This is a genomic window from Modicisalibacter ilicicola DSM 19980 (genome assembly GCF_900128925.1).
Lineage (GTDB): Bacteria > Pseudomonadota > Gammaproteobacteria > Pseudomonadales > Halomonadaceae > Modicisalibacter > Modicisalibacter ilicicola.
This window is the reverse complement of sequence record NZ_FQUJ01000008.1, coordinates 106,538-132,625: the sequence shown is the minus strand read 5'-3', so window position 1 is coordinate 132,625 and position 26,088 is coordinate 106,538. Positions and strand designations below refer to the sequence as shown.

The 26,088-nt window shown below is 62.0% G+C and carries 19 protein-coding genes; 14 read left to right on the top strand and 5 right to left on the bottom strand.

Annotated elements, in window-relative coordinates:
* Nucleotides 1-81: 81 nt before the first annotated feature.
* The 3 genes from BUA41_RS10555 to BUA41_RS10545 form a co-directional block, all read right to left on the bottom strand.
* On the bottom strand, nt 82-723 hold the full coding sequence (locus tag BUA41_RS10555; protein ID WP_072822550.1) for an RES family NAD+ phosphorylase: 642 nt from the start codon (nt 721-723) through the stop codon (nt 82-84).
* Nucleotides 724-1,311: a MerR family transcriptional regulator gene (locus tag BUA41_RS10550; RefSeq protein ID WP_072822548.1), complete on the bottom strand. Its 588-nt coding sequence runs from the start codon at nt 1,309-1,311 to the stop codon at nt 724-726.
* 116 nt (nt 1,312-1,427) lie between these two features.
* A complete protein-coding gene (locus tag BUA41_RS10545) occupies nt 1,428-2,072 on the bottom strand; it encodes a LysR substrate-binding domain-containing protein (RefSeq protein WP_281247844.1) in 645 nt (214 codons plus the stop codon).
* Between the two features lie 160 nt (nt 2,073-2,232).
* Between BUA41_RS10545 and BUA41_RS10540 the strand changes: the two genes are divergently transcribed.
* Nucleotides 2,233-5,067: an AMP-binding protein gene (locus BUA41_RS10540; protein ID WP_072822698.1), complete on the top strand. Its 2,835-nt coding sequence runs from the start codon at nt 2,233-2,235 to the stop codon at nt 5,065-5,067.
* Between the two features lie 236 nt (nt 5,068-5,303).
* Here the strand turns inward: BUA41_RS10540 and yejK are convergent, their stop codons facing one another.
* Nucleotides 5,304-6,308, bottom strand: coding sequence for a nucleoid-associated protein YejK (gene yejK, locus BUA41_RS10535; RefSeq protein WP_072822544.1), 1,005 nt, complete (start codon nt 6,306-6,308; stop codon nt 5,304-5,306).
* A 119-nt stretch (nt 6,309-6,427) separates the two neighbouring features.
* Between yejK and BUA41_RS10530 the strand changes: the two genes are divergently transcribed.
* Nucleotides 6,428-8,143: a cation:proton antiporter gene (locus BUA41_RS10530; protein WP_072822542.1), complete on the top strand. Its 1,716-nt coding sequence runs from the start codon at nt 6,428-6,430 to the stop codon at nt 8,141-8,143.
* Here BUA41_RS10530 and BUA41_RS10525 read toward each other — a convergent pair.
* Nucleotides 8,137-9,063: a 2-hydroxyacid dehydrogenase gene (locus tag BUA41_RS10525; protein ID WP_072822540.1), complete on the bottom strand. Its 927-nt coding sequence runs from the start codon at nt 9,061-9,063 to the stop codon at nt 8,137-8,139. The two genes, BUA41_RS10530 and BUA41_RS10525, sit on opposite strands and share 7 nt — an antisense overlap.
* Nucleotides 9,064-9,366: 303 nt before the next feature.
* Between BUA41_RS10525 and doeA the strand changes: the two genes are divergently transcribed.
* The 12 genes from doeA (at nt 9,367) to BUA41_RS10465 (ending at nt 25,820) form a co-directional block, all read left to right on the top strand.
* On the top strand, nt 9,367-10,566 hold the full coding sequence (gene doeA, locus BUA41_RS10520; protein ID WP_072822538.1) for an ectoine hydrolase DoeA: 1,200 nt from the start codon (nt 9,367-9,369) through the stop codon (nt 10,564-10,566).
* Nucleotides 10,567-10,594: 28 nt separating this feature from the next.
* A complete protein-coding gene (gene doeB / locus BUA41_RS10515) occupies nt 10,595-11,611 on the top strand; it encodes a N(2)-acetyl-L-2,4-diaminobutanoate deacetylase DoeB (protein ID WP_072822536.1) in 1,017 nt (338 codons plus the stop codon).
* Nucleotides 11,612-12,082 (top strand): Lrp/AsnC family transcriptional regulator, encoded by a 471-nt coding sequence (locus BUA41_RS10510; RefSeq protein ID WP_072822534.1) that lies wholly within the window; start codon nt 11,612-11,614, stop codon nt 12,080-12,082.
* 191 nt (nt 12,083-12,273) lie between these two features.
* Entirely contained in the window at nt 12,274-13,143 is an 870-nt protein-coding gene (locus tag BUA41_RS10505) for a carbon-nitrogen hydrolase family protein (protein WP_072822532.1), read from the top strand.
* Nucleotides 13,144-13,268: 125 nt separating this feature from the next.
* Nucleotides 13,269-14,735 carry a biotin carboxylase gene (locus BUA41_RS10500; RefSeq protein ID WP_072822530.1) on the top strand — a complete coding sequence of 489 codons (1,467 nt, stop codon included), beginning with the start codon at nt 13,269-13,271 and terminating at the stop codon, nt 14,733-14,735.
* A gap of 30 nt (nt 14,736-14,765) precedes the next feature.
* The gene (locus BUA41_RS10495) at nt 14,766-15,764 is read left to right on the top strand and encodes a C45 family autoproteolytic acyltransferase/hydrolase (RefSeq protein WP_072822528.1); all 999 of its coding nucleotides are present in this window, start codon (nt 14,766-14,768) and stop codon (nt 15,762-15,764) included.
* A gap of 63 nt (nt 15,765-15,827) precedes the next feature.
* Entirely contained in the window at nt 15,828-18,617 is a 2,790-nt protein-coding gene (locus tag BUA41_RS10490) for an aminotransferase class I/II-fold pyridoxal phosphate-dependent enzyme (protein ID WP_072822525.1), read from the top strand.
* 321 nt (nt 18,618-18,938) lie between these two features.
* Nucleotides 18,939-20,408 (top strand): NAD-dependent succinate-semialdehyde dehydrogenase, encoded by a 1,470-nt coding sequence (locus BUA41_RS10485; RefSeq protein WP_072822523.1) that lies wholly within the window; start codon nt 18,939-18,941, stop codon nt 20,406-20,408.
* Nucleotides 20,409-20,597: 189 nt separating this feature from the next.
* The gene (locus BUA41_RS10480) at nt 20,598-22,001 is read left to right on the top strand and encodes an aminotransferase (protein WP_072822521.1); all 1,404 of its coding nucleotides are present in this window, start codon (nt 20,598-20,600) and stop codon (nt 21,999-22,001) included.
* Nucleotides 22,002-22,138: 137 nt separating this feature from the next.
* Nucleotides 22,139-23,143, top strand: a complete 1,005-nt coding sequence (gene eutB, locus BUA41_RS10475) for a hydroxyectoine utilization dehydratase EutB (protein ID WP_072822519.1) — start codon at nt 22,139-22,141, stop codon at nt 23,141-23,143.
* Between the two features lie 158 nt (nt 23,144-23,301).
* Nucleotides 23,302-24,777, top strand: a complete 1,476-nt coding sequence (nhaD, locus tag BUA41_RS10470; RefSeq protein WP_072822517.1) for a sodium:proton antiporter NhaD — start codon at nt 23,302-23,304, stop codon at nt 24,775-24,777.
* Nucleotides 24,778-24,821: 44 nt separating this feature from the next.
* The gene (locus BUA41_RS10465; RefSeq protein WP_072822515.1) at nt 24,822-25,820 is read left to right on the top strand and encodes a cyclodeaminase; all 999 of its coding nucleotides are present in this window, start codon (nt 24,822-24,824) and stop codon (nt 25,818-25,820) included.
* The last annotated feature ends 268 nt before the right edge of the window (nt 25,821-26,088 follow it).

Below are 26,088 nucleotides of genomic sequence, written 5' to 3'. Positions count from 1 at the left end.
CCAATCCTGCTTAAGCAGTCGAGAGCCTCTCATGATATGAGAGGTTCACTGTGAATAAATTATTGCCATCAGCAAACCATCTCACACCACCAGATATCCGATCCTCTGCGCGGTTCGCTCGATCACGCTGGTTAGGGCCAGATCCTGCAATTGACGATGGAAGAGCGGACGCGGGGCGATGGCCGAGGCCCCCCGTTCGAAGAGGGCGATGGCGGGCCGGCCAGGGTACATCGAGGAGGTGTAGAGAATGCCGTTCGCGTCAGGGTAGGCATCGTAGAGCCGTTGTGCCCAGCGTCGAGCCAGGGCGCGATCACATCCTCCGATGGTGGAGGCGTGGAGCCGGGTGGCGAAAGCACCGGTCAGGTCGAGAAGATTCAGGTCGGCTTCCAGGGCGAAACAGCACAGCACCGGTGCTCGGGATCGCGTATCGATAACCCGCGCTGCCTGAAAGACTTCCGCCAGACAGGTGGGAATGGCCTGTGATCCGGCGGCCAGGTACATGATGCCACGCGACTGCTCCCGTGCCTCACCCTGGTCATCGGGCAAGTGATGATCGAAGCGCGAGGCGGTGGGGCCGAAATGGCGAAAGGCGTCCCAGGTGCTGGGGTGCTCACCGCCGGCAAAGAAGAGTCGGTACACCTGCTCGCCCTTTTCCCGGGTGATTATCACTGGGGTAAGAGCGCGCAACTCCTCCAACGACAACGGTTCATCGGTCTTGGCCATTTATAACTCGCGGGCCATGCGTATCACGGGGTCAGGGGAGTGGCCGGCCAACAACCAGTCGCGAGGACATAGCATGGCATTCAACAAATCCGATTCGAGATCCGGGTGCGGCGTGAGGAAGAAGCGCTCCACGGCGAGCGGATGGGCGCTGACACCTATGGCATTCAGCACCGGCTCGAGATTGGGCAGGGTGGCCGCTCCGTCGAACTGCCAGCGAGGGTAGAAGCGCCGATTGGCGGAGGTGAGTGCATAGAGCGAGCCGTCGTCACTGCGCTGTCGGACGCGGCTGGTGGTGACCCCCAGCAGTGATGCGACCTCGCTGGGGCGGTAAGCGCGCTCGACCAGTTGGGCATACTGCGCGACCACCGAACGAAGGTTGTAATGCGATATTGCCTGATTCGACTCGCCGACCCCCACGGCGCCTCCCGCCATGAGAGTACGCTCCTCGTCTTCGGACAGGGCGTTGGTCGGGGATGCCTGCTCGTATACCGGATGCGCGCGGATGAATTCGGCCGCACTCGCCGCCAGGCGCTCGATATCAGCAATGCCCGCCTGCTCCAGTACCTGCATGTCGTCTCGGGAGATCATCGATCGCACCTCGCGATTTGCCTTGGCTTCAAAAAATAGAAACCGTTAATCATGCCACTATAGCGTTGCTTGCACCGCTTCGCTATTCAGTTGTTCTGAGCCATTGCGGTGCAGGGCTAGGTATCTCCTAGAAGGCGAGCACCTTTGGCATTCACCTTGTTCGCGACGAAATCCAGTAATGCGCGGATGCGAGCGACCCGGCGCAGGTCCGGATGAGTCAGTAACCACAGGTCGGTGGCGAGTTTGGGAATGGGTTCGCCGACGCGGGTCAGTGTCTCATCGGCATCCCCGAGATAGCAGGGCAACGCCGCTCGACCGATGCCGTCGCGAACCGCCGCCTGCATTCCCAGCAGTGTATCGACGCGATAGTGGCAACGCGCATCGTGCCCCTGGTCTGTCATCCAGGTTTCCAGTGCACGGTACGCCAAACGCTCATCAGGTCCTATCCAGTCGTGGGCACTGGTGCCCTCGGTGCTTGTTGCATTCGGCGAAAGCTCATTGCGGCGGGTATAAATCGCCTGAGCGATAGTGCCGATTCTGCGCCCGACCAGAGTTTCCGGTGGCGCCAGCGAGGGCCGAATCGCGACATCCGCCTCGCGCTTTGCCAGGCTGAACAACTGGTTGGAAACGGCAACTTCCAGGGTGATGTCGGGGTATGACTGGCGCAACATCCTGAAGATCGGCGATAGCAGCCCCAGCAGCAGTGTATCCGTTGTGGTGACGCGTACTGTCCCCGAGGGTCGAAGATCTTGCCCTGCGATACGACGCTCGACGGCGAGTACCTCGGTTTCGACGCGTCGCGCCGCCGCCGCGATATCCTCGCCAGCAGGAGTCGGAGAATACCCACTACGTGCCCGTTCGAATGCGACGTGGGGGCGGAGAAAGGAAACCTTCGGTCAAATCTGCTGTCGTGAATTTATGATGGAAAAATCGGTTGTTGAGGAGCGTTCTGATATCGATGAGGTGACGCTCATGGATATCGTTGCGGACCTGGTCGTCCAGATCCATCCGCACCATCATGCCCCCGAGAACATGACCCTCGACAGCCGGTTCGAAAAGGAGCTGGGGCTCGATAGCCTCGCTCGCGTCGAACTGTTCTCCCGAATCGAATCGGCCTTCAACCTGACCCTGCCCGAACGCACTTTCGCCGAGGCCCAGACGCCGAGAGACCTGCTGCGGGTGCTGAAAACGCTCAAGCCATCGGAGGTAGCCGACTTCAATGTCGTTGCGGCACAACGGCATCTCGGCGACGCAATACTTCCCCATGGCGCGCTGACCCTCGGCGATCTTCTTGAGTGGCATGCCACGCGCCATGGCGAACGTACCCACATTCAGTTCTATCAGGACGATGGCAACGGCGAGACCATCACTTACCGCCAACTGCATGCCGGCGCCCTGAAGGTGGCCGACGCCCTGCAGCGCCACGGCCTTGAAGCGGCGGACCCCGTCGCGATCATGCTACCCACCGGAGCTGATTACTTTCATACCTTCATGGGTATCCTGTTGGCGGGGGGGATCCCCGTGCCAATCTACCCGCCTGCGCGGCCGACACAGCTCGAAGAGCATGTGCGCCGTCATACCCACATTCTTGAAAACTGCCGGGCCCGCATACTCGTCACCCTCGCCGAAGGCGAGCCTGTCGGCCGGCTGTTGATGAGCCTGGTGCCTGGACTGAAACACATATTGACCGCGTCGGAACTTAGCAGGTCCACTGGCAACGCGACGCTTCCTGCACTGAAAGCGCAGGATATCGCCTTTTTACAATACACTTCGGGCAGCACGGGCAACCCCAAAGGGGTAATCCTTACCCATGCCAATCTCCTGGCGAACATCCGTGCGATGGGGGTTGCCACAGAGACCTCCCCCCGGGATGTCTTCGTCAGCTGGCTGCCGCTTTACCACGATATGGGGCTCATCGGGGCCTGGCTGGGCAGCCTGTACCATGCCGCGCTGTTCGTCGTGATGTCGCCGCTCGCCTTCCTGGCCAGGCCCGAGCGCTGGCTGCGTGCCATCGAGCGTTACGGGGGGACGCTGTCGGCATCTCCGAACTTCGGATACGAGTACGTGCTCCATCGGCTGCAACACTCCGACCTGGAGGGACTGGACCTCAGCTCATGGCGCCTGGCCTTCAACGGGGCCGAAGCGATCAGCCCCAAGACCCTGGAAGCCTTCACCGAACGCTTCGGCGCCCATGGTTTCGATAAGCATGCGATGACGCCGGTCTACGGTCTCGCCGAATCCTCGGTCGGGCTCACCTTTCCGCCGCCAAAACGCGGGGTCGTGAGCGACACTATCGAACGCGATACCTTCTTGCATCGTCACAAGGCGCTGCCGGCAGCCGATGAGCACCAAGCGCTTCGCTTCGTCTCCTGCGGAACGCCCCTGGCAGGTCATCAAATCAGGGTCGTAGACGTTGCCGGAAACGAGCTCCCCGAGCGCGAAGAGGGCCGGCTGGAATTTCAGGGGCCTTCCTCGACGACAGGCTATTATCGCGCCCCTGAGAAGACGCGGGAGCTCTTCGACGGTGAATGGCTCGGTACGGGCGACCTCGCCTATATCGCCAAAGGCGAGCTCTATCTTACCGGGCGTATCAAGGACATCATTATCCGGGCTGGACGCAATATCTACCCCGAACAGCTCGAGAAAGCCATCGGCGACATCGTGGGTATCCGCAAAGGAGGGGTCGCCATCTTCGGGTCGGCCGACCCGAAAACCGCCACAGAACGCCTGATCATACTGGCAGAGACGCGCATCGAAGATGCCGACGAAAAGCATCGACTTCGCATACGTATCAACGAAATAGCCGCCGACCTGATCGGCACGCCACCCGATGAGATCGTGCTGGCACCACCGGGTAGCGTCTTGAAAACCTCGAGCGGGAAAATTCGCCGAAGTGCCAGCCGAGAAGCGTACGAAAAAGGCGAGATCGGCAAGAAACGCAGGATGCTCATCTGGCAGGTATCGCGGCTATTCCTCATGGGAGCTCTCCCGCAACTGCGTCGCATCACGGGTCATCTCAAGGCGTCACTCTTTGCCCTTTACAGCTGGTTGATCTTTCTACTTTTGTCACCCACCGTCTGGCTAGGAGTCGTGGCGACTCCGGGCGATAACTTGCGCCGGAAAATCATACGGGCCAGTGCCCTTTTTCTTGCCAAGTCGACGCGTACGCCACTGAACATCAAAGGAGCCGAAAACCTATCGTCCATTCCGGATACGTGTGTGATGGTCGTCAATCATGCCAGCTATATCGATGGCCTCGTGATGAGTACGGTAATTGACACTCCCTTTCGGTTCGTCGGGAAAGCGGAGCTCGCTGGCTCGTGGCTGATACGTCTGCCGCTTGAAAGGCTCCATGCTGAGCTGGTCGATCGTTTTGACTTCACCAAATCTGTCAGTGATGCGCAACGCCTCTGCGATGTGCTCAAGAAAGGGCACCGGCTGCTGTTCTTCGCCGAAGGTACTTTTACTCGTATCCCCGGCTTGCGGTCGTTTCATCTGGGCGCTTTCAAGGCGGCCGTCGACGCGAAGGTCCCGGTCATTCCCATCGCCCTGCGCGGCACTCGATCCATTCTGCGTGCAGGATCCTGGTTTCCACGTCACGGTGCCATTACCGTGACCATCGGTGAGGCCATCGAACCGAACCCAAGTATCCGAGGTGACGATGAGCGGCGCACCTGGAAAGAGGCTCTCTCGCTGCGCAACAAGGCGCGTGACTTCATCCTTCGCCACTGCGGCGAACCGGACCTTACGCAGTAACTTGTTTTGCCCATGCAGCACTGAGAGGGTGCTTACAAAAGGCCTGCACTCGGCAATACAGTGTTAAAATTGTTCTGGTGCGCCAGCTCGGTCAAAATGCTCATTTACCCCGTGTAAACTGCGCTTTTTCGTTCAATTTTGCCTTGTCTTGCCTTCGTTCGTCTGTTCTGTAAACACCCTCTGAGGGAGTATTGGAGCAATCCTCGGCGTTCTCAAACCCGGGGTGGGGCCCTGGCTCACTCCCGGCGCCGCTTGATCTGGTCACGCAGCGAGGTCGGGATCTGGTGAATGATCAGTTGATCGCGGGTCTCGTCGTATTCGACCTGGGAGCCCAGCAGGTGGCTCTCGAAGCTGACCGAGAGGCCGTTGGCGCGGCCGGTGAAGCGGCGGAACTGGTGCAGGGTGCGCCTGTCCGGCGGGATCTCGGCGGCGAGGCCGTAATCCTGGTTGCGGATATAGTCGTAGAAGGCCTTGGGCTTCTGGTCGTCGACCAGCTCCGAGAGTTCGTCCAGGGTGATCGATTGGCCCGTGCGTGCCTGGTGGTTGGCGTAGTCGATCAGCGTCTCGGTCTTCTCCCGGGCCTGTTCCTCGGCGAAGTCCTCGCTCTCGACATAGTCGCTGAAGGCCTTGAGCAGGGCACGGGTCTCGCTGGGTGCATCGACGCCTTCTTCGCAGCCGATGAAGTCGCGAAAGTAGTCGGCGATGCGCTTGCCGCCCTTGCCCTTGATGAAGGAGACGTAGTGGCGTGACGGTTCGGTGCCGCGCCAGTCGGTCAGGTCGATCCGCGCGGCCAGGTGCAACTGGCCGAGGTCGAGCTGGCGGGCCGGGGTCACGTCCAGGTCGTCGGTGACGCCGACCCCTTCGCTGTGGTGCAGCAGGGCGATGGCCAAGTAGTCGCTGTCACCGTGGGAATAGTGCGCGAACAGCACATGACCGCCCACCGAGAGGTTGTTGCCTTCCATCAGTGTTTTCAGGTGCTCGGCCGCCTGGCGGGTGAGGGCGACGAAATCCTCCTCGCCATCCAGGTACTGCCCCAGCCATTGGCTGAACGGGTAGGTGACGCGATCGGCATTGAAGAAGCCCCAGGCCTTCTGCTTGGCGTTGTAGCTGTCGTTCAGCTCGTCCAATAGATGCTCCACGACCGATGAGTCGGCCAGGGCGCTGTTACGGGCATGAAGGGTGGCGGGCTGGCCGTCGGGTTGCTTGTCGATGAGGTGAACGATGCTGCGCTGAATGGGCATAGGGGCTCGTTGGAAGAAGTGTGGCGTGAAAACCATCCGATGTTACCAAATACGCTATGTTAGGCTAACTGCAGGAGATCAAACGCATTGCTGCAGTCAGGACATGAATAGGAACGCCGATGGAAGCGATCATTCAGTCTGCATTCGGTGAAATCGCCATTCTGCTCGTCATGGCCGCAATCATCGGTTTCTCGGGTGTTCTCCTGCGCCAGCCACTGATTGTCAGCTTCATCGCGGTCGGGTTGATCGCCGGCCCCTCCGCACTCGATATCGTGCGCTCGGACGAACAAATCGACCTCCTGTCCGAACTTGGCATTGCCGTTCTGCTCTTCCTCGTGGGCATCAAGCTCGACGTGAAGCTGATACGTTCGCTCGGGACCGTGTCCCTGCTGACAGGCCTCGGCCAGGTGCTCTTTACGTCGATCTTCGGTTATCTGATCGGCCTCGCCCTGGGGCTGGGGCATGTCACGAGCCTCTACGTGGCCGTGGCACTGACCTTTTCGTCCACGATCATCATCGTGAAGCTGCTCTCCGACAAGCGCGAGATCGACGCGCTTCACGGTCAGATCGCGCTCGGCTTCTTGATTGTGCAGGATCTGGTGGTCGTGCTGGCAATGATCATTCTGTCCGCGGTTGGGGTTGGTGCCGGGGACGCCCGCGGGGGAGCAGGGGGCGTGCTCCTGGTGCTGGCTTACGCCGTGGTAATGGTTGCGCTCGTAGTGTTGTTCGTGCGTCATGTTGCCAACCCACTGACCGAAAGGCTGGCGCGGGCACCGGAACTGCTGGTGATCTTCGCGATCGCCCAGGCAGCGATGTTTGCGGCAATCGGCGATTTCATAGGGCTTGGCAAGGAGGTCGGGGGGCTGCTTGCAGGCATTTCGCTAGCCTCGACGCCTTATCGCGAGACCATTGCCGCACGCTTGGCGCCACTGCGTGACTTTCTGCTCCTGTTCTTCTTCATCGCGCTCGGCGCGACGCTGGATCTGTCCCTTCTGGGCACGCACCTGCTCGGAGCGGCGGTTTTCTCATTGTTCGTGTTGATCGGAAACCCGTTGATCGTGCTCGCGATCATGGGGGCGATGGGGTATCGCAAGCGCACGGGGTTTCTTGCCGGGCTGACGGTCGCGCAGATCAGCGAATTCTCGTTGATTTTCGTGGCCATGGGCGTATCCCTCGGCCATGTCGCCAGCGACGCACTGGGGTTGGTGACGATGGTCGGGCTCGTGACCATTGCAGCCTCTACCTACATGATCACTTATTCGCATCGGCTCTATGCGCTGTTCGAACCGCTCCTCGGGGTCTTCGAGAGAAGAGGGACGCCACGCGAGGCCGGTGCCCACACGAAGGATGGCTATGCCGTGCTCATCTTCGGGCTGGGGCGTCTCGGCACCGCGATCGGGATGCGGCTGAAGAGGCAAGGGGTCCGCGTCCTTGGCGTGGATTTCAACCCATTGGCCATACGGCGCTGGCGCGAGCTCGGCCTGGATACCGCCTATGGCGATGCAACGGACCCGGAGTTCGTTGCCGAGCTTCCCCTGTCGCGGGCTCAATGGGTGCTCTCGACGGTGCCGATTCATCCCACCGGGCTGAGCCATGAGGATACGCGGTCGACCTTGATCCAGTTGGCACGTGCGGCGGGATTCAAAGGCGGTATTGCCGTGACGTCCCACACTTCGGAAGACACCCGGGAGCTGCTTGGCTCGGGAGCGGACATCGTGCTCGAGCCCTTTCAGGATGCTGCGGACCGGGCCGTGGAGATCCTTGGTGGTGCCGAAACGCAGGAGCGCATGGAGTTTCCCCAGATCGCGACGGAGGAAAAGCGCACACCTCAGTAACCGGCGCTGGAGTCGACGGTCTCGATGGGCTCGCCATTTTCCATGGCCTTGATCAGCTCGGCCACCTGGTCGGCGGCGTCGCGTACCGGCGTGGGCGCGGCCATGTGCGGGGTGATGCGCACCCGCGGATGCGACCAGAGCGGATTGGAGGCCGGTAGCGGTTCTTCGTCGAAGGCGTCGAGCAGGGCGCCGCGCAGGCGACCTGGCTGCTCTTGGCCCAGGGCATCGAGCAGCGCCTGCTCGTCGATCAGCGATCCGCGGCCGGGGTTGATCAGGCTGGCGCCTTCAGGCAACTGTGCCAGTGTCTCGGCGTTGATGATGCCCCGGGTGCTGGCAGTATCCGGCAACAGGGTAATGAGTGTCTGCACCTCGCCGAGCAGGCTCGAGAGCCCTGCATCGCCATGGTGGCAGGTCACGCCGTCCAGGGACTTGGGCGAACGACTCCAGCCATGGACCGGAAAGCCGTCTGCGGCCAGGGCCTGGGCGACATGAGCACCGATCGCACCTAGCCCCAGCACGCCCACCGGCCAGTCCTGTTTGTCGATCAATGGCACTTCATGCCACCGCGCGTCGCTCTGCTGGGCGAAGTAACGGTCGAAATCCCGCTGGAAGTACAGCACGCCGAAACGCACGTAATCCGCCATCAATGGGCCCATGCCCGCATCACGCAGCTTGACGATGGGTACGCCAGAGGGCAGGGCGGGGTTGTTCAACAGCGCATCGACCCCGGCACCAAGATTGATGATGCCTTTGAGACGTGTCTGCTTTCTCAGCAGCTCGGCGGGCGGCTTCCAGGCCGCCAGGTAATCCGCGGGGGGCTCGGCGTCGGAGTCGCTGGTGACGACCTCGGCATCGGGCAGACGCTTGGCCAGCGCCTCGCGCCAGGTAGTCGCATCGTCGATATGCACCAATACTCGCATCGTGTTTCCTCGTTTACTCTGCTCGGCATGAGGATACGCTAGGCCGAGACGCGCGCCTTGCGCAAGCGATCGATGGCGGTACGTGATGCGGCCGAGTCGAGCCAGCCTCGCTGGGAGGCAAATTTCAGGCGGAGCCTAGTATCGGCCTGGAAACATTGGTACATAGTGGGGCGGGTGGGGATGATCGATGGCCCATGGCCATCCTCCTTGCCAGCCGAGACAAGAATTGTTCAAAACAACGCTCCGGCTCTTTCCGAAGGCAAGCGAACGGCCGGGTTGTGATCTTTTGGTGGAACGAGGCCGATGAGTCAGGTTGCCCTGCCATTCACGCAAGAAGAGTATGACCAGCGCCTGCTGAAGGTGCGTACGGCGATGGCCACCCGTGGCCTCGACGTCCTGATTATCAGCGATCCGTCCAACATGGCATGGCTGACCGGCTACGATGGCTGGTCGTTCTATGTGCATCAATGCGTGCTGCTGGGGCTGGAAGGCGAGCCGGTGTGGTACGGACGGCGCCAGGACAGCAATGGCGCGCTGCGTACCTGCTGGATCGCCCCCGATAACATTACTTACTACCCGGATTACTACGTCCAGAATCCGGACATGCACCCCATGGACTATCTGGCCCAGTCGATCATGCCGGATCGTGGCTGGCATCTCGGGGTGATCGGCATGGAGATGGACAACTATTACTTCTCGGCCAAGGCCTATCAGAGCCTGGTACGTGAACTGCCTCACGCCCGCTTCCAGGACGCCAACTCCCTGGTCAACTGGTGCCGAGCGATCAAGTCGCCCCAGGAGATCGAGTACATGCGGGTGGCGGCGAAGATCGTCGAGGGCATGCATTCGCGCATTCTCGAGATGATCGAGCCAGGGTTGGCCAAGAGCAAGCTCGTCTCGGAGATCTATCGCGTGGGCATCGAGGGCTGGACATCACCGGATGGTACGGTGCACGGCGGCGACTACCCGGCCATCGTGCCGCTACTGCCGACCGGCGCCGATGCCGCCGCACCGCACCTGACCTGGGACGACACGCCCTTCCGAGAGGGGGAGGGCACCTTCTTCGAGATCGCCGGCTGCTTCAAGCGCTATCATGCGCCCTTGTCGCGCACCATCTTCCTGGGCAGGCCTCCCCAGGAGTTCGTGCGCGGCGAATCGGCCTTGCTCGAGGGGATCGAGAACGGCCTCGCGGTGGCCAAGCCCGGCAATCGTTGTGCGGATATCGCCATGGCGCTGGGCATGGCCATGGACAAGTATGGTTTTGACCGGGGCGGGGCACGCTGCGGCTATCCTATCGGTATCAGCTACCCGCCGGACTGGGGCGAGCGCACCATGAGCCTGCGTCCTTCCGACGAGACGATCCTCGAGCCGGGCATGACCTTTCACTTCATGCCGGGGATGTGGATGGACGACTGGGGGCTCGAGATCACCGAGAGCATCCTGATCACCGAGACCGGCGCCGAGACCCTGGCCGATTTTCCTCGCCAGCTGTTTGTCAAGTAGCAAGTTCGCCAGAGACTAGGGAGATTCCATGAGCAAGCGCTCCAGCCCGATTTCCGCCACCGTCGATTTCGATGCCGATGGCGTGCAGCACGGCTTTCTCAAGCTGCCGATCTCCACCGACGAGTCCGCCTGGGGGGCGGTGATGATCCCGATCACCGTGGTCAAGAACGGTGAGGGTCCCAGTGCGCTCCTGACCGGCGGGAATCATGGTGACGAGTACGAAGGCATCACCGCGCTGCTGAAACTGGCCAATACGCTCCAGGCCGAGGACGTGCATGGCCGGGTGATCATCGTGCCGATGATGAATGTTCCGGCCGCTCAGGTCGGGCGCCGTACCTCGCCGATGGATGGCGGCAACCTCAACCGCAGCTTCCCGGGAGATCCGGACGGCAGCGTCACGGAGCAGATCGCCGACTACTTCACCCGTACCCTCGTGCCGCTGGTCGATGTGGTGCTGGATCTGCATTCCGGTGGCCGCACCCTGGATATCGTGCCGTTCGCCGCCGCGCACCTGCTCGACGACAAGGAGCAGCAGCGTCAGGCGCTGGAAGGGGCCAAGGCCTTCGGTGCGCCGACGGCGATGATGATGTTCGAGCTCGATGCCGCCAAGCTGTTCGATACGGCGGTAGAGAGTCAGGGCAAGATCTTCGTTGCCACCGAGCTTGGCGGTGGAGGCACCACCACGCCGGAGCGCCTGGCGATCACCGAACGCGGGGTGCGCAACTTCCTGATTCATTTCGGTCTGGTCGATGGCGACCTGGAGGTGCCCGCGAGGCCGCAGGTGTATGTCGACATGCCCGATGCCTCCTGCTACGTGCAGAGCGAGCACACCGGTCTGCTGGAGCTGACGCTGGCCCTCGGTGACGAGGTGAAGGAAGGCGATGTGATCGCCCGGGTCTACGACATGACCCGCACCGGTGCGGCGCCGGTGGAATATCGCGCCAGTCGCGGCGGGCTACTGGTGGCGCGACGGTTTCCGGCCCAGGTCCACATGGGCGATACCATCGCGGTGATCGCCGAGGTGGTCGACTCCCTGGATGGCTGAATGAAGCTCGATCGCTACGACATCAAGATTCTCGAGATTCTGGCCAAGGACGGCCGGGTCACCAAGTCGCGCCTGGCGGAGGCGATCAACCTGTCGGTCAGCCCCTGCTGGGAGCGGGTGAAGCGTCTGGAGAAGGCGGGCATCATCGAAGGCTACAGCGCCCGAATCAATGCTCGCGTGCTGCTCGGGCGCACCCCGGTATGGATGCAGATCGAGCTGAAGCAACACAATGCCGAGAGCTTCCAGCGCTTCGAGCGCGTCGTGCTCGATACGCCTGAAGTTACCGAGTGCGTGGCGGTGGGGGGCGGCGTGGACTATCTGGTCAAGGTCGAGACGGAGTCCATCGACGCCTACCAGCGCCTGATCGACGAGTGGCTGATGTCCGACCTGGGCATCGAGCGCTACTTCACCTACATCGTTACCAAGACGGTCAAGAACACGACCCCGCCGATTCGACTGGACAGCCCCTGAGCGGGTCTTCCAGTGACTCGTGGTCCCCTCCATTCTTCGCCAAACCGGCGCCACGGATTACAACAGACGCCAATTTGACATAAGCTGATGCTATGGCGCGCTTACAGATGGCGATATCGCCTATGTCGAAGAGTTTGGCGGCGATCACGCGGCCGAGGAAATAGTAGGCTATCGCATATTAGAGGTCATAAATGTCATATTTCACGATTGCCGGTGTCCAGTTGCAGGCGCTGCACCACGGCGACAACACCGACGCCATGCGCCATCGTATCGATGTGCTGATGGCGCGTTTCCCTCAGGTGCAGATGGTGCTGTTCAGTGAACTGGTGGCCAACGGGGCTTCTACCCATCACGCGCAACCCATGCCGAGCGCCCTGGAGGCGATGTTCTGCCAGATTGCCGCCCAGTACCGTATCTGGCTGATCCCGGGCTCGATGTTCGAGCGAGTCGAGGACAAGATCTACAACACGGCGAGCGTGATCGACCCCAGCGGTCAGGTGGTCGCCCGCTTTCGCAAGATGTTCCCGTTCCGGCCCTATGAAGAAGGGGTGGAGGGAGGCAACGAGTTCGTGGTCTTCGACGTGCCCAACATCGGTCGCTTCGGGGTCTCGATCTGTTACGACATGTGGTTCCCCGAGACCACGCGCACCCTCGCTTCGATGGGCGCGGAAGTGATACTGCACCCTACCATGACCGATACCATCGATCGCGATATCGAACTGTCGATCGCCAGGACCAACGCCGCCATCAACCAGTGCTACTTCTTCGACATCAACGGGGCTGGTGCCATGGGCAACGGCTGCTCGATCGTGGTCGGCCCTTCGGGTGATGTCATTCATCAGGCGGGGATCGGCGATGAAATCATGCCCATCGAGATCGACCTGCAGCGCGTGCGACGCGAAAGGGAGACCGGCTTGCGAGGGCTCGGTCAGCCGCTCAAGAGCTTCCGTGATCGCCAGGTGGAGTTCCCGCTGTACCACAGCGAGACCGGCTCCAGCCCCTTTCTCGATACTCTGGGGCCTCTGGCCAAGCCGGCCAGGCAGGATATCGAGGCTCATTGATCGCCACCGGCTGTGTCCGTCTTCCTTCCGGTCGCCGCTCTTTCCTTGCCCTGGAGCGACAGCGTCCGAAGGGCAGTCCGATGGCATGACACGCCCGGCGAAAAGCAACGACAGGAGTGAACAACATGAACAAGATCACCAGCATTTCTGACGTGAGGCGTTACTTTCACAATAACAAGGAGCCCATCTACTTCATCTCGGCGACCAACTTCAATCTGTTGGGTATCGGCGACTGGGTGGGAAATTTTCGCCACATCAACTACATCGATTGCTTCGACCGGCGTCAGAAGAACGTCTTCGTCCCCAGAGAGAAGTTTCCTCGCGACTTCGAGAGCATCGAGGACATCAACAACTACCTCCTGGAGCACAAGGAGGTCATCGACTACCTGAAGTCGCGGGGTGGCAAGGGCGTCGCGACCTTCCTGATGTTCGACGAGCACACCGAGGAGATCTGCGAGCAGCTGGGGCTGCGGGTGGCCTTTCCCCCGGCGAAGCTTCGCTCGAGGATGGACAACAAGATCGAGACGGTACGCATCGGCAACAAGGTGGGGGTGCCCAGCGTGCCCAACGTGCTCGCCAAGGTCGACAGCTATCAGCACCTGCTCGAGGTCAGCCAGGAACTGGGTACCCAGGACCTGGTCATCCAGTCGGCCTACGGCGACTCGGGCCATACCACCTTCTTCGTGTCCAACGAGGACGAGTACTACAAGTACGCCGAGGAGATCGAGGCCGAGCCCGAGGTCAAGATCATGAAACGCATCAATTGCCGCGGGTCCGCCATCGAAGCCTGCTCGACCCGGTGTGGCACCGTGGTGGGCCCCCTGATGACCGAGCTGGTGGGCTTCAAGTCGCTGACCCCCTACAAGGGGGGATGGTGCGGCAACGAGATGTTCGCCGGGGCCTTCTCCCAGGAGGTGCGCGACAAGGCCCGCGAGTACACCTTCCTCTTCGGTGAGGCGCTGCGCGAGGAGGGCTATCGTGGTTACTTCGAGCTCGACTTCCTGATCGACATGGATACCCAGGATGTCTACCTGGGCGAACTCAACCCCCGGGTCACCGGGGCCAGTTCGCTGACCAACGTGGCGGCCTTCGCCCACTCCGATGTACCGCTATTCCTTTTCCACTTGCTGGAATTTTCCGATCAGGACTTCGATATCAACATCGAGGAGCTCAACGACCGCTGGGCGCACCCGGACAGTATCGACAGCTGGAGCCAACTGGTGATCAAGTACACCGAAGAGTCGGTGGATCTGCTGACCCAGGCGCCTCAGTCGGGCGTGTGGCGGATGGCCGAGGATGGCAGCATCGCCTACGACCATTACGACCCGCACCCGCATGCCGCCGAGAGTGAGCAGGAAGCCTTTTTCCTGCGCATCAGTGGCGTCGGCGACTTCCGCTACGAGGGGGCCGATCTGGGAATCCTGATCACCCGGGGTCGCCTGATGGACGATGACTTCCAACTCACCCCCCGGGCCAAGGCCTGGATCGAGGGCATTCGCGGTCAGTTCGCCGGTCAGGCATTGCAGGATCCGGTGGTCGAGGAGGTGGCGGTCAGCCACGCAGTCGGCGGCGGCAACTTCAAGATCCTGTAAGGAGGCAATCCGCCGAGGCGGAGCAGACCCATGGACAAGCAGCTCGTATTTCGCACCGTACATGAGCCCGTGGCAGGCGAGAAATGGCAATCGCTCTTCGACCTGCACTGGCCGGCATACGAGCGCTGGTACCTGTCGGAGAGCGAGCGGGAACGCCCGGGCTACCTGGCGTGCTACAACGCGCTCGAGCGGCACATGCCCGAGCTGGTGCCCACCTACGAGCGTCTGTGCGCATTTGCCGGAGGTGGCGATCTGGCGGCACGCATGCTGAGCCTGTATCGTCCACCGGCCTACATCACCGGCTGTTCCCAGGCCGTGTTGGCCAGGGCCGATGCCAATCTGCTGGTGCGCAACTACGATTACCCGCCGGAGCTCTGCGAGGGCACCATCCTCTACAGCCACTGGAACGAGCGACGGGTCATCGCCATGACCGACTGCCTGTGGGGGGTGCTCGATGGCATCAATGACAGGGGGCTGTCGGTGTCGCTGGCCTTCGGTGGGCGCACGGTCGTGGGGGACGGCTTCGGCGCGCCGATCATCCTGCGGTATCTGCTCGAGTTCTGCGACTCCACTCCCGAGGCGGCCAAGGTGCTGGCCCGAGTGCCCACTCACATGGCCTACAACATCACCGTCACCGACGCCCAGGGTCACTACATCACGGCCATGATCGCCCCGGACCGGCCGGCGTCGATACGCCGGGTGCAGGTGGCCACCAACCATCAGCGCAAGATCGAGTGGTACGCCCATGCGCTGGCCTCGGAGACCCTGATCCGCGAGCGGCAGTTATCGATACTGGTCAGTGACGATGCCACCACCGAGGCACGCCTGATTTCGGCCTTTGCGGCACCGCCGCTGTATCGCAGCGATTACCGGCGTGGCCTGGGCACGATCTACACCTCGGTCTATTGGCCGCGCCAGGGGCGTGTCCAGTTTCGCTGGCCTTGCCAGTCCCTGGATCTTTCCTTCACGCATTTCGAGGAGACCACGCTTGGCATTCACTACGCCAGCCGGGCCATCCACACGGCCTGACGGCTGGCAGGCAGCACAAGCAAGATGTGCTGATAACAACGAACGGCTGAACCAGGTGACAACATGAACGAAAAGACTGGATCGGAAACGCCGTACACAGCGCTGGGCTTCTATCACAAGATTTCACAGCTTCGAGCGGATACCTGGAATGCCCTCAAACGCGATCTGGGTCGGCTGGTACGGGTAAACAACGAAGGGCAGGTGCGCAACCTGGTCAAGTCCGTCGACGTCAAGCTGACGCGACTGGAAATCATCGAGGATTACCACGCCTTCCCGTCCAAGGAGGACTTTCGCCACCTGTGGTCGCTGTTCGATCGTGAGGAATTCGCCCTGCTCGAGAAGGTGGTCAAGCGTCTGGTGCGCGCGCTGATCAGCGAATCCTATCGTCGGCGGCAGGTCGACCTGAGTGATACCGATGCCGATGCCGAGGATCTGGAAGCCCTCGACGCCCTGGCCCAGTTGCGGCGGGGCCACCCGGCCTCGAACAGTTCTTCGCAGCCTTACTTCGAGCTCTTGATCGTCGATGCCATGTCGACCCAGGAAGAGGAGGTGGTGCGCGAGGCCTTTCATAACCTGCGCCGCCCCGAGGATCGCTTCGTCTATGACGTGGTCACGGTTAGAAGCTTCGAGGATGCACTGATCGCCATCCTGGTCAATCCCAACATTCAGGCCTGCCTGATCCGCTACGAGTTTCCCTACAAGTCGAAGTACAACCTGAGCGCCCTGCGCAACTACCTGGAAGGGATCTCGGAGACCGAGCTGGAGAGCAAGTCCGAGGCCGAGCGCAGCCTGCTGCTAAGCTCCATGATTCGCGAGATCCGCCCCGAGATCGATCAGTTCCTGGTGACCAGCGGCGATGTCGAGGCCACGGCCAGCAGCGACATTCGCCACTTCAACCGGATCTTCTATCGCGAGACCGACTACATCGAGCAGCATCACACCATCCTGCGTGCCATCGACGATCGCTACCGCACGCCGTTCTTCGATGCCCTGCGCGAATACAGCAAGAAGCCCACCGGGGTCTTCCACGCCATGCCGATCTCTCGGGGCAAGTCGGTGACCCGCTCGCACTGGGCCGGGCAGATGATCGACTTCTACGGCATCAACATATTCCTTGCCGAGACCTCGGCGACCTCCGGCGGCCTGGATTCGCTGCTGCAACCCTACGGGCCGATCAAGAAGGCCCAGGAGTATGCCGCCCGTGCCTTCGGGGCACGCCAGAGCTTCTTCGTCACCAACGGGACCTCCACGGCCAACAAGATCGTCGTTCAGGCTCTGGTCAAGCCCCACGATATCGTGCTGGTCGACCGCGACTGTCACAAGTCGCACCACTACGGCATGGTGCTGGCCGGTGCCCATGTCGCCTACCTGGACTCCTACCCCCTCGACGACTACTCCATGTACGGTGCCGTGCCGCTCAAGGAGATCAAGAAGACCCTGCTGGCCTACAAGCGCTCGGGTCAGCTCGACAAGGTCAAGATGCTGTTGCTGACCAACTGCACCTTCGACGGGGTGGTCTACAACGTTCGCCGGGTCATGGAGGAGTGCCTGGCCATCAAGCCGGATCTGGTATTCCTGTGGGACGAGGCCTGGTTCGCCTTCGCCACCTTCAACCCGACCTACCGGCCGCGCACCGCGATGCATGCCGCGCGGCACCTTCGCGACCGCTACCGCAGCGAGGAGTACGCGAGGGAATACGCGGCCTGGAAGGCCGAGTTCGACCAGCTCGACCCGGACGACGACGCCACCTGGCTGGAGCGTCGCCTGCTGCCGGCCCCCGAGGCGGTCCGGGTGCGCGCCTATGCCACCCATTCGACCCACAAGACCCTGACGTCGCTGCGCCAGGGGTCGATGATCCATGTGTACGATCAGGACTTCCGCCAGAAGGTCGAGGCCCCGTTTCATGAAGCCTACATGACCCATACCTCGACCTCGCCGAACTACCAGATACTGGCGTCACTGGACGTGGGGCGCATGCAGGCCGAGATGGAAGGCTTCGAGCTGGTCCATGCCCAGGTGGAAGCGGCGCTGTCGCTGCGCGAGCAGCTCTACACCAATCCGCTGCTGCAGAAGTATTTCCGGGTGCTCAAGAACAGCGACCTGGTGCCCGCCGAATACCGCCAGTCCGGGGTCGACACCTACTACGACCCCAGTGCCGGCTGGAACAAGATGGAGGAGGCCTGGGCCCGGGACGAGTTCGTGGTCGATCCGACGCGCATCACCCTGTCGATCGGCAGGACCGGGATCGATGGCGACGCCTTCAAGAACGATTACCTGATGAACCAGTACGGCATCCAGATCAACAAGACCTCGCGCAACACCGTGCTGTTCATGACCAACATCGGCACCAGCCGCGGGGCGATCGCCTACCTGCTCGACGTGCTGATCAAGCTGGCCAAGTCCTTCGATCGTCGCTGGGAGGAAAGCAGCCGCCCCGAGCGCAAGATCATCGAGCACCAGGTCCGGTCGCTGACCCAGGACCTGCCGCCACTGCCGGATTTCAGCCGCTTCCATGACGCCTTCCGGCCCCATGCGGCGGACGGTACCCCGGACGGTGACATTCGCCGCGCCTATTTTCTGAGCTACGACGAGGACAACACCGAGTATCTGCGCTTCGACAACGGTGAACTGCAGCGCGCCATGGAGCGGGGTCGCGATGTAGTCTCGGCGTCCTTCGTGATTCCCTATCCGCCGGGTTTTCCCGTGCTGGTGCCGGGCCAGGTAATCAGCGAGGGGATCCTGCATTTTCTCCAGGCCCTGGACGTCAAGGAGATCCATGGCTATCGCCCGGAACTCGGGCTGCTCGTGTTTACCGAGGCGGCACTTCAGGCCATCGGCGAGTGCGTTGATTGACGGCTGGCCCAGCTATCTGTTCGCCGGCAACCGGCAGGCCGGCACAACAGATCGGCAGGGTCAGTTCCATTCGCTTTCGGCCTCTCAACCTGCTCAAACCGAATCCAAGCTCGTTTTACCCTGCCTGTCCAGTAGGGGGCCTTGCCAGCATCGTGGCTGCGTCAAGGTGTCGCCAGAAAATGTTGCAAGACAGGCGTGCGATTCCAAAAAAATCTCGTGTCGCAACCGCCAGGGACAAAAAGTATCTGCCCGCGAGAAGCCCTATCCTGTGCCTTGTGTTCAGGCAGGTCGCTGCCTGCTTTTCGTTTCAAGGAGGCACGCATGAAGCTCGAAGATCCGCGTCTTTTGCGCCAGTACGCTTATATCGATGGCAAGTGGACCCACGGCGACGCCGGCCGCGAGACGGCCGTGATCGATCCGGCCACCGGCGAGACCCTGGGCCATATTCCCCTGCTCGAGACCGAACAGATTCGTGGTGCAGTCGAGGCGGCCGACAACGCCTTCGTCCACTGGCGGGCATTGCGCGTCGACGAGCGTTGCGAGCGCCTCCTGGCCTGGTATGACCTCATCCAGGCCAACCGCGAGGACCTGGCCACCATCATGACCCACGAGCAGGGCAAGCCGCTGCCCGACGCCCGGGGCGAGGTCGAGTACGGCGCCAGTTTCGTGCGCTGGTTCGCCGAGGAGAGCAAGCGCACCTTCGGCCAGACCATTCCCAGCCATATTCCCAATGCGGCGCTCGGTACACTCAAGGAACCGATCGGCGTGGCGGCGTTGATCACCCCCTGGAACTTTCCGCTGGCGATGATCACCCGCAAGGCTGCCGCCGCCATGGCTGCCGGCTGCTCGGTGGTCGTCAAGCCGGCCGGCGAGACGCCATTTTCCGCCCTGGCACTGGCCGAACTGGCCGAGCGCGCCGGCATTCCTGCCGGAGTGTTCAACGTGGTTCTGGGCGAGGCGGCGGAAGTCTCCGAGGTGCTGTGCAAGGACGAGCGCGTCAAGGTGTTGTCCTTCACCGGCTCCACGCCGGTCGGACGCTTGCTGCTCGAGCAGAGTGCCAGCACCGTCAAGCGAGTCTCGCTGGAACTGGGCGGCAATGCACCGTTCATCGTCGGTCCCGACGTGGATCCCAAGGAAGCCGCCCTGGCGGCCGTGGCAGCCAAGTTCCAGACCGCCGGCCAGGACTGCCTGGCAGCCAATCGCATTCTGGTCCACGAAGACGTGCACGATGCCTTCGTCGATCATTTCGCCGAGCGCATGAAGGCCCTCAAGGTCGGCAATGGCCTGATGAGCGAGATCGACATCGGCCCATTGATCCACCATCGCGCCGTCGAGAAGGCCACCAGCATCGTCGACGACGCGCTCTCCAAGGGAGCGACCCTGGTACACGGCGATCAGTCCATGGCCCCGGGCGAGAACTTCTTCATGCCCACGCTGTTGACCGACGTGACCGGCGACATGCAGGTCTGGCGGGAGGAGAACTTCTCGCCGGTGGCCGGGATCACCAGGTTCGCCAGCGACGACGAGGCCATCGAACTGGCCAACGATACCGAGTACGGCCTGGCGGCCTATGTGTTCACCCACGACATTCGCCGTATCTGGAAGATGCTGCGTGCCCTGGGCAACGGCATGGTGGCGATCAATACGGTGAAGATGACCGGCCCGCCGGTCCCCTTCGGTGGGGTGAAGCAGTCCGGGCTGGGCCGCGAGGGCGGCACCGCGGGAATCGAGGAGTATCTGGAGACGAAGTACTACTGCCTCGGTGGCCTCGGCTCCGTTTCGGGTAGTTGACTTTGTGAGGAGCTAGCTGCGCTCGGCTATACGGCGTTGGACTTTGACTCGAGCATGCTCATTTACAAGAGTAAACTCCGCTGCTCTCGTCAAAGTCCGCCTTGTCTAGCCTTCGCTCGCAGAGCTCTCTACGTCAGCAGATATTGTTTTTTATATAACTAATCAATTAAAAATATTCAGGAGAATTTCATGAGTACCCATCAGGAGCTGATCGATCGCGATCGCAAGGTGACGTTTCATGCGTCCACCCATCTGCGCGATTTCGCCCATGGCGATGTGCCGGGCCGGGTGATCACCGGCGGCAAGGGCATCAACATCGTCGACAAGGACGGTCGCGAGATGATCGACGGCTTCGCCGGGCTGTATTGCGTGAACATCGGCTACGGGCGCACCGAGGTGGCCGAGGCGATCTACCGGCAGGCCCTGGAACTGTCCTACTACCACACCTACGTAGGCCACTCCAACGAGCCGTTGATCGAGCTCTCCGAGAAGATCCTCAAGCTCGCCGGCATGGGCATGTCCAAGGTCTACTACGGCATGTCCGGCAGTGATGCCAACGAGACCCAGCTCAAGATCGTGCGCTACTACAACAACGTGCTCGGTCGCCCGCAGAAGAAGAAGGTCATCTCGCGTAGCCGCGGCTACCATGGCTCGGGGATCGCGTCCGGCTCGCTGACCGGGCTGCCGACCTTCCACAACCACTTCGACCTGCCCATCGAGACCATTCGCCATACCGAGGCGCCGTACTACTATCGCCGCGGTGATGCCGAAGCAGGCATGAGCGAGCGGGAGTTCGCCCGGCATTGCGCCACCAAGCTCGAGGAGATGATCCTTCATGAAGGCCCTGAGACCGTCGCCGCCTTCATCGGCGAGCCGGTGCTGGGGACCGGCGGCATCGTGCCGCCACCGGAAGGCTACTGGGAAGAGATCCAGAAGGTGCTGGCCAAGTATGACGTGCTGCTGATCGCCGACGAGGTGGTCACCGGCTTCGGACGCATCGGCACCGATTTCGGCTCCCACTACTACGGCATGAAACCGGACCTGATCACCGTGGCCAAGGGCCTGACCAGCGCCTACCAGCCGCTGTCCGGCGTGATCGTCGGCGACAAGGTATGGCGGGTGCTGGAGCAGGGCACCGGCGAGTTCGGGCCCATCGGCCACGGCTGGACCTACTCGGGTCATCCCCTGGGGGCCGCCGCCGGGCTTGCCAACCTCGCGATCATCGAGCGCGAGGGCCTGGCCCAGAACGCCGCCGAGACCGGCGCCTACCTGCAGCAGCAGATGCACAAGACGTTCGCCGATCATCCGCTGGTCGGCAACGTCCGCGGTATCGGGCTGCTTGCGGCACTGGAGTTCTCGCCCGACAAGGCGAATCGCGAGCATTTCGCCCCGAGCCTCAAGGTCGGTGCACGCGTCAGTAACGCCGCGCTGGAGGAGAACCTGATCGCCCGCGCCATGCCGCATGGCGATATCCTCGGCTTTGCGCCGCCGCTGGTGGTCAACCGCGGTGAGATCGACGAGATCGTCGCTCGGGCCAAGCGTGCCGTGGACAAGGTGACCGACGAACTGACCCGCTCCGGCGACCTGAAATAAGCCGCGTGCGTCGTCAAGCAACCAGCGCCAGGCCCTCGAGAGAGGGCCTGGCTTTTGTAGCGTTGGCAATCAGGGAAAGACACCGTCCGCTTGCGGCACTACTATGGCAGTAACATAAAACATACAAGGAGTATCCCGTGCCCGATCCCGGTCATCATGACGTCACCCTCGAGTCGATCTATCAGGCCCGTGCACGGATCGCCGGGCAGGTGACACGTACGCCACTGATTCGCTCGATGGAATTGTCCCGGCGCTTCGATGCCGAGATCTTCCTGAAGCTGGAAAACTGTCAGCCTACCGGTGCCTTCAAGCTGCGGGGAGCGACCAACATGATCGCCGCCTTGATGGAAAAGTACGGTGCGAATGCCCTGAAACGCGGCGTGACGACCGCCTCCACCGGCAATCACGGCCGGGCGGTGGCATTCGCCGCGGCCCGTCTCGGGGTGCCAGCGGTGGTCTGTCTCTCGGAGCGTGTGCCGGACAACAAGGTACGGGCAATCGAGGCACTGGGGGCCGAGGTGAGGCGCGTCGGCCAGAGTCAGGATGATGCCTTCGAGGAAGTCGCCCGGCTGGTCGACGAGCAGGGCATGACCTCGATTCCCCCCTTCGATCACCCTCTGATCATCAGTGGCCAGGGCACCATCGGCCTGGAACTGCTCGAAGATCAACCCTATCTCGACCGGGTGATCGTGGGACTTTCCGGCGGCGGGCTGCTGGGGGGCATCGGAGCGGCACTCAAGTCGATTCGCCCCGATACCTGGGTCACCGGCGTGAGCCTCACCCGAGGGGCGGCGATGTGGGAAAGCCTCGAGATGGGGCGGCCCGTGGAGGTCGAGGAGAGCGATACCCTGGCGGACTCGCTGAATGGCGGCATCGGACTGAACAACCGCTTCACCTTCGATCTGGTCTCGGAGGTGATGGACAATCACTACCAGGTCTCGGAGCCGGCCATCGCCCGCGCCATGATCGAGATGCTTGAGCACGAGAAGATGCTGGTGGAAGGCGCTGCCGCTATCGGGCTGGCCGCCATCGAGGAGCACGGGGTCAACGTGCAGGGGCAGAAGGTGGCGCTGATCGTCTCCGGCAATGGCGTGGCACTGGAGACCTTCGACCGCGCCCGGACTGTGGCGGGTAGCGGCTGACAAACGGCTTGCCGGCGCCGATTCGGCGCCGGTTGGGAAGAGCGGAAGGTCGAATGTCCGGAAAAGAGTGACCCATATCAACTTTCTTGGCATATCAGCCTGTTAGTATCTCGGGCAAAATACCTTCTTCCTTCTTTCAGCCGCAAGAATACACGCCCATGAACAGCCGCTTGCCCCTGCCTGACCGCCCGCGTCTTCCACTCCTGCTGTTTTCGTTGTTCGCTTTATGGATGGTTTCTCCCGTCACGCTGGCCGCGACGACCGGAGCGCTCGACCTCACCGACTCGATGGTCGGTGGCATCGCCGTCCTTGTCTTCATCATTGCCTATATCCTGGTGATGAGCGAAGAGAAGCTGCACATGCGCAAGTCCAAGCCGGTGCTGGTGGCGGCGGGGATCATCTGGGGGCTGATCGGCTGGGTCTACGTCGAGGCCGGCATGCCCCATGCGGCGGAAGAGGCCTTCAACGAGACCTTCCTGGAATTCGCCCAGTTGATGCTATTCCTGCTGGTGGCGATGACCTACATCAATGCCATGGACGAGCGCCGCGTTTTCGATGCCTTGCGCACCTGGATGGTGGACCGGGGCTTCAGCTACCGCAGCCTGTTCTGGCTGACCGGGGTCCTGGCCTTCGTCATCTCGCCGGTGGCCGACAACCTGACCACGGCGCTGCTGATGTGTACCGTGGTGATCAAGGTTGCCGAGGGTGACCGCGCCTTCATCAACCTGTGCTGTGTGAACATCGTGGTTGCCGCCAATGCCGGCGGCGCCTTCAGCCCCTTCGGCGACATCACCACCCTGATGGTCTGGCAAGCCGGTCTGATCGAGTTCTACGAATTCTTCGAGTTGTTGATTCCCTCGCTGTTCAACTTCCTGGTGCCGGCGGTCATCATGAGTCTGTTCGTCAAGAAGCGTCGTCCCCAGGCCCAGGATGAGATCGTCGACCTCAAGCGAGGCGCGAAGCGCATCATCGCCCTGTTCCTGCTGACCATCGCCACGGCGGTCGCCTGTCATACGCTTTTCGGCCTGCCGCCGGTGCTGGGCATGATGACCGGCCTCGGCTATCTGCAATTCTTCGGTTACTACCTGCGCCAGAGCCTGCCGCGCTCTCTCGAGCGCAAGCGGGAGCGCTACTCGCGGCGTGGTGATCAGCGCAAGCTCGCGCAATTGGGCAGCGTCGTGCCCTTTGACGTGTTCAGCCGTGTCGCGCGCGCCGAGTGGGATACCTTGCTGTTCTTCTATGGCGTGGTCATGTGCGTGGGTGGCCTGGGCTTTCTCGGCTATCTGTCGATGCTCTCGGAACTGCTCTACACCGAATGGAATGCCACCTGGGCAAACGTTGTTCTGGGGGTTGTCTCGGCGGTGGTCGACAACATCCCGGTGATGTTCGCCGTGCTCACCATGCAGCCGGAGATGTCCCACGGTCACTGGCTGCTCATCACCCTGACGGCTGGCGTCGGCGGCAGTCTGCTCTCCATCGGCTCTGCCGCCGGGGTGGCGCTGATGGGGCATGCCCGCGGCTCCTATACCTTCATGGGGCACCTGAAATGGGCGCCCGTGATCTTCCTTGGCTACGTGGCGAGTATCCTTGCCCACCTGTGGCTCAACGCGGGGAGTTTTGCGATCAGCGGTTGATTGGCCACAATGGAGAGACATCGACCTGATCAGGAGTCGTCTCCATGCAGCTTTTCAATCGCGATGCCATCAGCGGTGCCGTCAAGCTCGACCAGGATGCGCTTGCGGCCATAGAGGACGGGTTTCGGGCGCTGGGTCGAGGCGACGTGGTCCAGCCGCCCATCCTGTCGATGGCCATCGAGGAGTCCAACGGCGAGGTCGACGTGAAGACCGCGCACATTCGTGGCTTCGAGCGCTTCGCCATCAAGGTCAGCCCCGGCTTCTTCGACAACCCCAAGCTCGGCCTGCCAAGCCTCAACGGCCTGATGATGGTGTTTTCGGCCAAGACCGGGCTGGTCGATGCGGTGCTCTTCGACGAGGGCTATCTCACCGCCGTGCGCACCGCCCTGGCAGGGGCCATTGCCGCCAAGTACCTCTCCCGAGAGCATAGTCGTCGCGTGGCCGTGCTGGGGGCCGGCGAACAGGCCGAACTGCAGGTGCAGGCACTCGAACTGGTGCGCGATATCGACACTGTCGATGTCTGGGCGCGCCGCCACGACGCCGCCGAGGCCTATGCCGAGCGCATGCGCGCCCAGGGCCTGACGGTGAACGTGCACGACGGCATCAAGGCTGCCTGCGCCCAGGCGGACATCATCGTCACCACCACGCCTTCACGAACGCCGATTCTCACCGCCCAGGACCTGCCGGAAGGCGTGCACGTCACCGCCATGGGCTCGGACAGCCCGGACAAGCGCGAGCTGGACGAGTCGGTGATGATTCGTGCCGATGCCTTCGTCTGCGATACCCGCGCCCAGAGTCAGACCAACGGCGAACTCAAGGTGTTTTCCCGGGGCGCTCGCCAGGGTTCGAACGATTCAAGCGGTTCGCCCGGCTTCGGAGCCGATGGAGAACCGCCTTTCAGGATCTATGAACTGGGCCGCGTGATCGCCGAAGGGCAACGTCTGCGCGTCTCGGATGCCAGCATCACGGTGTGCGACCTGACCGGCACCGGCGTGCAGGACACGGCGATTGCCAACTTTGCGCTAGGGCGGTTGATGGGGTGATATAGGAAGCAAGTTCTCGAAAAGGCGATAGCGGCTTGCTGCATTGCGCGGCAAGCGCATCCTCATGCAATAGAGTGGCTTGGACCCTGAAATGGTAGAAATCACTATCATGCACGGGCAGATAGGGGCGGAAGCGTGCCCGGCATCGACATCCCGCTATTCGTTACCCGAGGGGGCTGCGCACGTTGGCAAAGCCCTTGCCCAGCACATGGGTGTAGATCTGGGTGGTTTCCACGCTCTTGTGCCCGAGTAATTCCTGAACCGACGG

Excerpts from the sequence above, each read along its gene's own strand:
- BUA41_RS10555 (WP_072822550.1), bottom strand. The coding sequence starts at position 723 with ATGGCCAAGACCGATGAACCGTTGTCGTTGGAGGAGTTGCGCGCTCTT.
- BUA41_RS10550 (WP_072822548.1), bottom strand. The coding sequence starts at position 1,311 with ATGATCTCCCGAGACGACATGCAGGTACTGGAGCAGGCGGGCATTGCT.
- BUA41_RS10540 (WP_072822698.1), top strand. The coding sequence starts at position 2,233 with ATGGAAAAATCGGTTGTTGAGGAGCGTTCTGATATCGATGAGGTGACG.
- yejK (WP_072822544.1), bottom strand. The coding sequence starts at position 6,308 with ATGCCCATTCAGCGCAGCATCGTTCACCTCATCGACAAGCAACCCGAC.
- BUA41_RS10530 (WP_072822542.1), top strand. The coding sequence starts at position 6,428 with ATGGAAGCGATCATTCAGTCTGCATTCGGTGAAATCGCCATTCTGCTC.
- BUA41_RS10525 (WP_072822540.1), bottom strand. The coding sequence starts at position 9,063 with ATGCGAGTATTGGTGCATATCGACGATGCGACTACCTGGCGCGAGGCG.
- doeA (WP_072822538.1), top strand. The coding sequence starts at position 9,367 with ATGAGTCAGGTTGCCCTGCCATTCACGCAAGAAGAGTATGACCAGCGC.
- doeB (WP_072822536.1), top strand. The coding sequence starts at position 10,595 with ATGAGCAAGCGCTCCAGCCCGATTTCCGCCACCGTCGATTTCGATGCC.
- BUA41_RS10510 (WP_072822534.1), top strand. The coding sequence starts at position 11,612 with ATGAAGCTCGATCGCTACGACATCAAGATTCTCGAGATTCTGGCCAAG.
- BUA41_RS10505 (WP_072822532.1), top strand. The coding sequence starts at position 12,274 with ATGTCATATTTCACGATTGCCGGTGTCCAGTTGCAGGCGCTGCACCAC.
- BUA41_RS10500 (WP_072822530.1), top strand. The coding sequence starts at position 13,269 with ATGAACAAGATCACCAGCATTTCTGACGTGAGGCGTTACTTTCACAAT.
- BUA41_RS10495 (WP_072822528.1), top strand. The coding sequence starts at position 14,766 with ATGGACAAGCAGCTCGTATTTCGCACCGTACATGAGCCCGTGGCAGGC.
- BUA41_RS10490 (WP_072822525.1), top strand. The coding sequence starts at position 15,828 with ATGAACGAAAAGACTGGATCGGAAACGCCGTACACAGCGCTGGGCTTC.
- BUA41_RS10485 (WP_072822523.1), top strand. The coding sequence starts at position 18,939 with ATGAAGCTCGAAGATCCGCGTCTTTTGCGCCAGTACGCTTATATCGAT.
- BUA41_RS10480 (WP_072822521.1), top strand. The coding sequence starts at position 20,598 with ATGAGTACCCATCAGGAGCTGATCGATCGCGATCGCAAGGTGACGTTT.
- nhaD (WP_072822517.1), top strand. The coding sequence starts at position 23,302 with ATGAACAGCCGCTTGCCCCTGCCTGACCGCCCGCGTCTTCCACTCCTG.
- BUA41_RS10465 (WP_072822515.1), top strand. The coding sequence starts at position 24,822 with ATGCAGCTTTTCAATCGCGATGCCATCAGCGGTGCCGTCAAGCTCGAC.